The organism is Novipirellula sp. (assembly GCF_041583735.1).
GTDB lineage: Bacteria > Planctomycetota > Planctomycetia > Pirellulales > Pirellulaceae > Novipirellula.
Window position 1 is genome coordinate 41859 of record NZ_JBFHFD010000005.1, and the last position, 10432, is coordinate 52290.

5 protein-coding genes are annotated in these 10432 nt (G+C 55.2%); 1 reads left to right on the forward strand and 4 read right to left on the reverse strand.

Annotation, left to right across the window (positions count from 1 at the left end; translation table 11 throughout):
• The first annotated feature begins 237 nt into the window (after positions 1-237).
• Positions 238-1242 (forward strand): SMP-30/gluconolactonase/LRE family protein, encoded by a 1005-nt coding sequence (locus ABX962_RS01150; protein WP_372715828.1) that lies wholly within the window; start codon positions 238-240, stop codon positions 1240-1242.
• 120 nt (positions 1243-1362) lie between these two features.
• On the opposite strand, the gene fdhA is transcribed toward ABX962_RS01150, so the two are convergent.
• The 4 genes from fdhA to ABX962_RS01170 form a co-directional block, all read right to left on the reverse strand.
• The gene (gene fdhA / locus ABX962_RS01155) at positions 1363-2571 is read right to left on the reverse strand and encodes a formaldehyde dehydrogenase, glutathione-independent (protein ID WP_372715830.1); all 1209 of its coding nucleotides are present in this window, start codon (positions 2569-2571) and stop codon (positions 1363-1365) included.
• A 527-nt stretch (positions 2572-3098) separates the two neighbouring features.
• Positions 3099-3998 carry a hypothetical protein gene (locus ABX962_RS01160; protein ID WP_372715832.1) on the reverse strand — a complete coding sequence of 300 codons (900 nt, stop codon included), beginning with the start codon at positions 3996-3998 and terminating at the stop codon, positions 3099-3101.
• Between the two features lie 154 nt (positions 3999-4152).
• A complete protein-coding gene (locus tag ABX962_RS01165) occupies positions 4153-5265 on the reverse strand; it encodes a prenyltransferase/squalene oxidase repeat-containing protein (protein WP_372715834.1) in 1113 nt (370 codons plus the stop codon).
• A 285-nt stretch (positions 5266-5550) separates the two neighbouring features.
• Positions 5551-10398 (reverse strand): hypothetical protein, encoded by a 4848-nt coding sequence (locus tag ABX962_RS01170; protein ID WP_372715836.1) that lies wholly within the window; start codon positions 10396-10398, stop codon positions 5551-5553.
• Between the last annotated feature and the right edge of the window lie 34 nt (positions 10399-10432).

Consider the following 10432-nt stretch of genomic DNA (forward strand, 5'->3'; position numbering starts at 1 on the left):
TCGCTACAGTCGACGTTGGCCGCCAGGTCCACGATAAACGTCGCGACACGATCGCTGCCGCATTGGGAAAGGGAATCCTGTCTAGAAATACCGGGTTTTAGGGCATCGTGGAGACTTTTTGAGTACAATTGCACCCGGTTTCCGGATCGATTCGGCAGCCCGTCACGCTTGACGCCCTACTTCGGTAGCCGCATTCATCCCACCCGCTAGCCACCACCGCCAGATCTACGCCCCATCATGCGAAAATTCTCTTTCGTTGTTCTGACCAGCTTGTTTGCTCAGTTCGTTCTTTGTGCGACGACCACTCACGCTCAAACCCCCACCACGCTTGGACGAATCGAGCGTCTCGATCCCGCTCTGGACGCTCGGATTGCCGAGGATACGAAAATCGAAGTCTTGGCAAGTGGGTTCACATGGTGCGAGGGCCCGGTTTGGGTCAGTGATGCAGGGGAAGGATATCTGTTGTTCTCTGACATTCCTCGCAACTCGATTTTCCGCTGGACCGCATCGCGGGGTGTCGAATTGTACATGAATCCGAGCGGCTATACCGGAATCAGCTACTACGGACTCGAACCAGGCAGCAATGGATTGGCGGTCGATTCCGAAGGCCGCTTGGTCGCTTGCGAACACGGTGATCGCCGAGTGTCTCTGTTGACACGTGGTGGTGGCAAACTGACGCTAGCGGATCGTTTCGAGGGTCGACGTTTGAACAGTCCAAACGATTTGGTTTTTGGTGAAGGCGGTGTGCTGTATTTCACTGACCCACCCTATGGACTTCCCGAGCGAGCATCGGATCCGCGTCGCGAACTCGATTTTTGTGGCATCTATCGCCTTGATGCCGATGGCAAGTTGACGCTGCTAACCAAACAGCTCGCTCGTCCCAATGGTATCGGGCTTTCGCCGGACGAAAAAACGCTTTACGTGGCCCAAAGTGATCCTGCAGCGCCGGTGTGGATGGCGTTCCCAATCAACGAGGACAAAAGTCTAGGTGAAGCCAAACTGTTGTTGGACGCGAAGAGTTTCATGGCAGAGTTCCCTGGGCTTCCCGACGGATTAGACGTTGCCAAAGACGGTACGATTTACGGCAGCGGTCCTGGCGCAATCTATGTAATCCAGCCTGATGGAAAATTGATTGGACGGATCATTACCGAAGGCCGCGTCAGCAATTGCACGCTTAGCGACGATGAAAAGACGCTTTACATCACCGCCGACGACAAGGTTTGCCGCGTACGACTAAAGTAAGCCGTCACCGTCGTTGGTTTAACGACAACTGCAGTGCAGACCGAAAGAAAACGTGACGCCCAATTCGGGCGTCAACAATTCCGATTTCGCGGCCTGTCCCACAACGGATGTTGATCACCGTTAGGATGCCCCCTGCAACACGCCGTGAGGATCGAGAATGAATTTCTTCGCCGCGCCCTTATCGAAATCGTCGTAGCCTTGCGCCGCCTCCTCAAGCGGGATCACGGTTGCGTTGACTGCTTTGGCAATCTGGCAACGTTCGTGCAAGATCGCCATCATCAGCCCTCGATTGTACTTCATCACCGGGCATTGCCCGGTGGTAAAGTGCAGCGACTTGGCCCAGCCCAATCCGATCCGAAGCGACAGATTTCCGGTTTTCGCCGCTTCGTCGACTCCACCGGGATCTTCGGTTACGTACAGACCAGGGATACCGACGCCACCGGCCACGCGTGTCACCTGCATCACTTGGTTCAACACCGTGGCTGGTTTTTCGACGCCCGAATCTCCGCCGTGCCCGCGAGCTTCGAATCCCACGCAATCGACGGCACAGTCAACCTCGGGCACGCCTAGTTTTTGTTCGATCATGTCAGGAAGTGACGCATCGTTTTTTAAGTCGACGGTCTCACAGCCAAAGGAGCGTGCTTGGGCGAGTCGTTCTTCGATCATATCGCCGACGATCACAACCGCGGCTCCTAACAATTGCGCGGCGTGGGCACATGCCAGTCCGACTGGCCCAGCTCCGGCGACATAGACAGTACTTCCTGTGGTCACACCCGCGGTATAGGCACCGTGATAACCGGTTGGAAAGATATCCGATAACATGGTCAGATCGCGGATCTTGGCCAACGCTTGGTCGCGATCGGGAAAAGCCAACAAATTCCAATCGGCGTAGGGCACCATGACATAGCGGGCTTGGCCGCCGATCCACCCACCCATATCGACGTAACCGTAGGCAGCGCCGGGACGATCGGGGTTCACGTTTTCACACACCCCTGTATCGCCCTCTTTGCAGCAACGACAACGTCCGCAGGCAATATTGAAGGGGACGCTACAGATGTCGCCCTGTTTGATGAACTCGACATCACGCCCGACTTCCACGACTTCACCGGTAATTTCATGACCGAGCACCATGCCAGCCGGAGCGGTTGTGCGTCCGCGAACCATGTGTTGATCGGATCCGCAAATGTTGGTGGAGATCACCTTCAGGATCACACCGTGATGGCACTGCCGAGATTTGCCTCGATAATTCAATTCGAGTTTCGGGTCATCGATCGATTGAACGTCGACTTTGCCTGAACCCAAATAAACAACACCCTTGTTATCTGACATACGATCACGCCTTGAAAGAAAGGGGGGGAGAGGGAGCCGTGGAGAACCGCTATAGTGGAAATCCACGCCACTGGACTAGCGATTAGTCTATCAGATCCGCCACAAGGTTGGGGCTAGTGTCGATGCGTAACGCCGTGATGCACTTTGACGCGAAACTCGCCAAGCGTTTCGGTGGGGGGGATGCGTCAATCGAACGAAAGCCGACGCACGACTTCCGCTACGCTCGATCGACGTTCATTCGGACAACGCAGTGAAGAATTTAGCGGCCACGAATGACGACATTTGCCTTCTATAGCCCTTCTATAGCCCTTCTATAGCTACGCTCGCCAAAGCGTGGATGGTTGCCGAAAAATACAATCACCACCTTCTGGCGAAGGTCGTCACGAGAAACTGCGTCATAGCGTTGGGCCAAACGGCTAACGATCTCCGCAAACTTGGTTTTCGTGCACAGGTGGCTGGCCCCCATTGAGAGAAAGGGAGAAGAGAGGTGCCAGCAGCGTGGTGCCAGTGCGTCGTTTTGTTCGAAATTAAGGTTTCTGAGCGGTTCGCTCGACGCCGTCGACCAATTTTTCGGTCATCCTCGAGCGATATTCCATCAAACTGTTTGCCCCTTGGAAGCCGACCACCGTCTCATCCCAATCAAGCTGCTTGCTGAGCATACGGCCATTGTCGATGTCAAAGCGAATCGTCCCATTGCTGAGCTGCTGGACGACCTGAGCACGCACCGATTCTTCGTTGATCGGAGTCAATGGCTCGCTGCGTAGCGAAAGAGTCGCAACACCGGTTTGGACTTTATCGAGCGTGTATCGCTCGCGAATCTTGATGACCTTGACCTCGCCGTTGTCCAACCTCGCTTTGACTTCGTGGGGAACCGACCAGGAATCGCCGATCGCCAGCGCCTCCTCCGGCAATTGCAGAGTCAATGTGCCCATTCCCAATGATGCCTTGGTGCCACCGTGATTCTCACGTTTGATTTCGACACCTCGTGAATCGAAAGTCAGCGTCGACAATTTTTTGCCGATCTGTTCAGACACTCTTCCGAAGATCGCTGGTGGTTCCTCGTCCGAGAGGCTGTCCCAGCGAACCTCTTCCTGTTCGCCTTGCTGCTGGGTCATTTCCACCGAGTCGACGATGTGATCAATGGTCGTTTCACCGTCCGCATTGGCTGCCAACACGTCCCAATGCCGTTGGCTGACGGTGTGAACGGTCGAGATTTCTTCGGCGCCCCGAATCCGTGTTTTGGTTTTGGCCGCGTGGGTGACTTGATAATGAAGTTTTTCGCCTGTTTTTAACGAATACCGCAGCGTGTATCGCTGTAACACACTCTTTCCGTCCGTGGTGGGATCATCGGCATGCAAAATGGTGGCGTTGATACCAGAAGCAACGGCCAAAAATGTCACAGCAGCCAAGAAAACGTTTCGATACACAGTCGGAGTCTCCATCCTCTAGAAAGTCGGGCTTGTCGGACGCTGCGTTGCACGCCCCGGGGACAGGTTCTCAAAACGCGGCTTTGAATGCAATACAGATTTCTCTGGCGTAAATGACTCGGCGGCGAGGATGCGACCGCAGCCAGCGAAGAGACTACCGCTGGTAAATCGGCAAATAGTGATATCGCACACTCAGACTGAGCACCGCCAGCGAGGTGGCGTAGACGCCACCGTAGTTGTGTTCCTCGCGTTGCGGCTGCCATGCGCCGGTTTGATGCTGGGACCCCAACAACAAATCGGACACCAATTTGGTGGCGGTTTCCGCATGTTTGCCGCCGACTTGGTGCATGCCTTGCGAGTAATAGTAGATGCCGTAATAGAAGTAGCGTTCGTGAAGCTGAGGAGGATCTTCGAGTAACCAATCAGCCGCGCCGGCGACCATCGGCGAATCGTACAATCCACAAACCTGCATCGCCAGCAATCCGGCAGCGGTCATCGTAAAGGTGGCTTGGTGCGTCCCCGGCGTGTAGCTGAATCCGCTGACCTCAACGTTGCTGCCCCGCGGTTTTCGCGGCGACGTGTACGATGCTTTCAAGTACTTGACCGCTTGATCGATCGCCTCGCCGGGTACATCCATGCCATCATTTTTCGCCGAGCGAAGTGCCATCAATTGCCACACCGACGCGCTCAAGTCGGAATCGGAGCTTCGTGGTTCGTATCGCCATCCGCCCTGATGCAATTCAGGCTTACGTACTTTCTGAGCCGCCAAAATCAATTGGATCGCCGGTACCAACGCCTTGTGAATCCGCTCGTTTTGCTCGACCGAGGCCCCCATTCCCAGCACTTCGGTCAACATCAACGTGATGATGCCGTGGCCATACATCCGAGACCCGTCACTTTTGCCAAAGTAACCGTTGTCATCTTGAAGCTTAGGGTCTAACACAAAGTCGATCGCTCGCTTCATGACGCGTCCCAGTTCGCTCTGATCACCTGGTTGCGTCCCGATCGATGCCATTGCCATGATTGCAAGCGATGTCATCGTGACATGGTGATTGCGATCCGCTAACGCACCACTATCGCGCTGAGTCCCAGCCAGATACTCGACAGCCTTTCGGACGGCCCGATCCACTTCATCAGGGATGTAGAGTGTCTGCAACGAATCGTCAGCGATCGCCGCGTTTGCAAAAGCCCCCGAGCCGATCGGCACGCAGGTAGCGGCAACCATCTTCTGTAAGATGCTTCGGCGATTGAGTTTGATTGAGTTCATCAGATCGTTTCGATGTAAACGTGAACGGTTTGTCCCCAATGCTGTGAAGCATTTAGAGGCCGCAAACTACAGTATTTTCGATTTGTAGCTACGCTCGCCAGAGCGTGGATGGTTGCCGGCAAATGCGAATCACCCCCTTCTGGCGAAGGTTGCTACAAGTAGATGCTTCACGGCGTCGTGTTCGTTCCGAAGTAACAGGTCGCGTTTGACGCAGTGTCACTCCACTCGCCGCTCGCAACGAGTCGCATCGCCCGGCTGTGCGACAAAATACGACACATGCGACCACTACGGTTTCTGGGCTGCCCGGCGTGCAACAGCCTGAAAATAGGCTTCAATTTGCTGCTGGTATTCGGGGGCTCCCAAATGAGTTTCGGTTTCCTGGGCATCATCGGTTCTGCGTTCGCGAAGTTGCCCCCACTGCGATCCTTTGCGGTTTTCTTGTCTGGCATCCAGCGATTCGCTGTCGGCGATCCCCTCGGACGACGCGTTACTAAAAGTGCTTGCGGACGATTGAGCCATCGATTGTGATTGTGATTCGGTGGGGTTCCCCTGTTGCGCCGAAGTGACTTGACTTTGACGCTGTTTGGCCATGTTCTGAGCCTGCTGTTGCATCGCGGCCGCTAGCGTGGGAGAGGCTTGACCGGCTGTTTGACCTTGTTTTTTCCCCGGTTTTTCGCCCGGTTTGTCGCCCGAGGCCGCTTGAGCGGATGCTCCGGGTTCCCCTTTCTCATTAGCCTGCCCTTCGGCCGTCTGCTCTTCACCGGACTGCTGGCTCTGCCCTTCACTGCCGGGCTGACCCGATGGATCTGCCATCGCTTGGTCCAACTCGTCAAGCGTTTGGGCAAGTTGCCGAGCACGTCCTTCGGGCGTATTGGTTGCGGGTGTCTGAGACGCAGGTGGCTCAGACGCAGCCGTCGGCGTGTTGGACGTCGACGGCTGCGGCGATGTGGCCGGAGACGGATCTTGTGGCAATGCTTCCGCGATCATGTTTGACAAATCGTCGGCTTCGGCTTGGATTTGCTTGGTGGCCTGTGCGACCTTCTGGTTCGCCGCGGCAGATTTCGTTTGATCGTCATGGGCTGCTTGCACCGCTTGTTGTGCTTGTTCGGCACTCGCGACCGCATTCTTCGTGACCGATTCGGCAGCTTGATTCAGTTTCTCGGCAACGGAATCCTTTCCAAGACGTTCTTCGTGGCGGGCAGCACGCTCGAGGAACGCCGCTGCGGTTTCCGCTTGTTTCGTGATTGCCGCCTGGTTGGTGATCGCATGCTCTGTCGCCTGGGCTGCAGCGCGCAGCGATTCGGGGGTTGCCGGTTGGTTGGCAAGTTCAGCGAGTGTTTTTTCGATTTGCCCCAGCTCGTCATTCGCTTTGGCTGCCATTTGCTGAGCAAGCTGTGCTGCGGGGTTAGCCTTGTCGAGCGACTCCGTCTTTTCAGACTGGGTTTCTTTGCGAATTTTCTCAGCCGCGTTCTTTTTGTCCTTGGCAAACTGTTTTGATTCGCGAGCAGCCGCTTCGGTCGCCGAGGCGAGTTCAATTTGCTCCTCGGCGCGTTGAACCTCTTGTTCTCGCCATGTTTCGCTGGGGTTTTGCTTCAGCTTCTTTTGATGGTCATTTTTCAGCCGCTCGGCGCTTGCCACTTCGCGTTGTGCCCGTGAGACGCGATTGTCGGCAGCTCTTTCGAAATTGTCCCATTCTTTTCGTTGGTTTTCCGCATCCTGGCTGCGCCGATTCCGCGACTCACGCTGCAAATGACTGGCTTGTTGTTCTAACGCTTGCCGGTCTTTTTCACGCGAAGTGACTGATTCAGCCGTAGCGGCATCGGCATGCTTTTGTAATTGCTGTATCGCCTTGTTGGCGGCTTGTATCGCTTCGCTGGCGTTTTTGGCTCCTTGTGTCATCTCGGACATCAAAGGGTCGCCGTTGCCGCTGTCACGCGCTGCCTGAGCCGCGTTTTCCAACTTGTCTCGCAGTTCAGCAACCTCGTTTTTCAGCTCTTCTTGTCGCCCCAAATTTGCCGCACGTTCAGCCTGATGCAATAACGCGTCGCGAACCGTGTCGATCTTATCCGCAACCTCATTTAACTCCTGACGCATTCGCTGTTTCTGTTCTTGAACATGGGGATCGCTTCGTTCCAGGCTTTTGTTGATTTCGCGTTCCGCCTTGGCTGCTTGGTCCAACGAGGCCGCGGCCGTCGCTGCAGCGTTGGCCGCGATTTCCGACAATTCGCCTTGCATCAACTCGTTGCGTTGCAGCTCTTGTTCGAGTTGACGCATCAATTCTTCGGGCGATTTGTTTGCGGCGTTTGCCATCGCTTCGGCTTGATCGAATCGCTGCTGAAGCTCTGCAGCCTGCTGCAATTCACGCTCGGCATCCCTCAATTCGGCTCGCGATTGAGCAACATCTTCGCCAGCGTCGGCGCGTTCAAAATGTTCGGCGGTTTGTTCGAGAGCGGCTTTCAAATCTTGTAACGATTCGGCAGCATCCTCCAACATGTCGTTTCTCGTTTTTTCCGAGGACGTCGCCGTTGCGGCATCCATTTGCTGTTGTGCGCGTTTCAGTGCGTCGGCAATTTGGGCCGCCGCCGCGTCCGCGTCTCGCGCAAGCTCTCGTTCGGCGGCATCAGTCAATTGGACATTGTTCGCACGATCCGCCAACGTCTGCATTGTTTCGGTCGCAGCTTGTTCGGCTTGCTGTTGCTGTTGGTCCAGTTGTTTTGCGGTTTCAGAGGACGCATCCTCACGCTGTTTCGTTCGTTGCTCGGCCTCCGCAGCCTTTTTCGCCGCTTGGCGTGCCTGTTCCGCAAGCGTCGGCACATAACTCAGGATCACCCTCCGTGCTTCGTTCACAAGCGGTGCCAATGGTTGTACCGCGGCGTCAAGTTTGGCGGTCGCGGTTCGCAACGAAGCCGATGCGGAAACGAGTGACTTCTCTTCCCATCGACGCGAGCGAATCCGTTCCGCGGCCTGCTGGATCGCACCACCGTAACGCGACTGGTCTATCGCGTCGGTGACCGCCGATTCGATCCCTGCGCCGCGTAGTGATTGCACCGCCTTTTCCATCTCGAACATGAACCGCTCGATCCACATCGGATGCTCCAATCTTGCTTCGGCGTACTGATCGAGCCGGTTTTCGGCTAAATGCAACGTCGAAAGCTCGGTCTGCAGTGTGGCAACTTGATGCGCAGCAAAGATCACCGAGAACGCCTTGGCCAACTTTTCATAAACGTCCGCAATCGATTCTTCGCGATAATCTTGGTAGCCGTCGACACTTACGTTTTTGATGGCACGAGCAAACAGGTTTGTGTCCGAGGCATAACTTAGATCGACGATCGGTCGAGCGCGGTGCAGCGTTTCTTCCTGCTCGAGCCTTGAGAGGAGATCGGAGATCCCGGCATCGTAGGCAGCTTCCTTCTCTTTCCACTGACGAGTCGTTGCCGCGGCTTGGTTCGCATCATCAATAGTGTCGAGCCGTTTTTGCAATGCTTTGGCGTCGCGTCCGTCATGGTTTGCTTGCCGAAGGATGTCATGGGGTTTGCGACGCTGCGAATTCAATTCGCTAAGCAGATTCTTAACCCGGCCTTCGAGCTGTTGATCGATTAAGTTGCTGGCGACATGCCAAGTGAGCTCCGCGGTGTATTGCTGCATCAAAGACCGCAGATTGGCGCGGCCCGGTGGATCGTCGATGGTATTGCGGTGCCGAATCTGCCATGTGCTGGAAAAATCGTTCCATTTTCTCAAATGGTTGCGATGGGATTCGGGGATAAGATCCGAGTAAGTCGTGATCAATGTGTCAATCGTTTTCATTCGGGCGATCGCGACATCGACGTATCGTTCGTACAATTCAATCGGCACGTTGGCTTCTGGATCCGCAATCGGCTGCACGCTTTGCAGTAGCGCGGCGGCGTCGGTCAGGATGCCAACATCCATGTGATGCGCAAGAAACGAGCGAGCAAACTCTTCGACTCGCGAAACTTCATTGCGAGTGTTGGCAAGGCGGCTGGGCAACCGTTTGAACCAATCGCGACGGATTCGCGTTTCGTCATCGTCAGGGTTTGCTGGTGCATCCTGGATTGGCGTCACCAAATCTTCGATTTTGGATTGCAAATCAATCACTGCCAATCCGATCTGTTCAAGTCCGGCGGATTCGACCGGATCGTTGCTTAACGGCAATACGGTCATCACACGTTGGATCAGCAATTCTTTGGCGTCGGATAAACGTGACGCGTCGTTTTGCATGTCCTGCATTTTGGATAGATCCAATTCGCTTGTCTCGTCGCCGGATAACTGTTCCCGGTATTGATCGATCAGCGAATACGCATCCAAGGTCCAATCGACTGTCTCGCTGACCACCTCGCTCAAACGTTGCAAATGTTCTTGCCGTGATTGCGTAAATCCTTCATCGACGATCAATATCTCGATCGTTCGCGACTCGCCTCGTTGTCCTTTGCGGTCAATTGCGACCACACGCATACGGATGATGTCGCTACTGACAAGCGTGTCGGATGGTGCTTGCGAGTCGTTGCGATGCATCAAGTCCCAATTCCACGAGGGGGACAATTTTGTGTCCGCTGAATCGATGGTCAACGGAGATGGTTCTGGATTCGACGCATTGATCTGGAATTCTAAGAAAACATCCTCCACAGGGATGTCGTCTTCGATCGATGCGGACAGCGCAAGCACGTCCAGCGGGGACGCCAACATGTTCGATCGGATCCCTTCCCCCCAACGGACGACGGGCGGAGTGTCTGGAATCGGGACAATGGTGTATTGAGGGCTGAAGGGATTACCGAGTTCGGATTTGACGCCAATGGCGTCAACTTGATAGTTCCCGGCCGTTTTGATCGGCAGCGACGCGGTGAAAGTCGTCGGGTCGTCGTCTTGCGGTTGCAACTCAAGTGCAACACCGCGAGTGCCATAACGCAGCGTCGCATCGCGAACTGGTTGATCAAACTGGATTCTCAGGTGCCCGGTTGTCCCCATTAACGCCGTCAAGTCGCCATGATCGGACGTTTCGGTAAGATCGGGCAGTTTCGAGTACTTGGGAAACTGGTATCGTTTCTCGAACGAAACCACGCGGGGGCGTGGCAGAGGTGTCAACGTGTGCCACAGCGTCACCGCATCTCCGGCCAGCACCCGGTATCGAACCGGCGTTTTTTTGATCGACAAA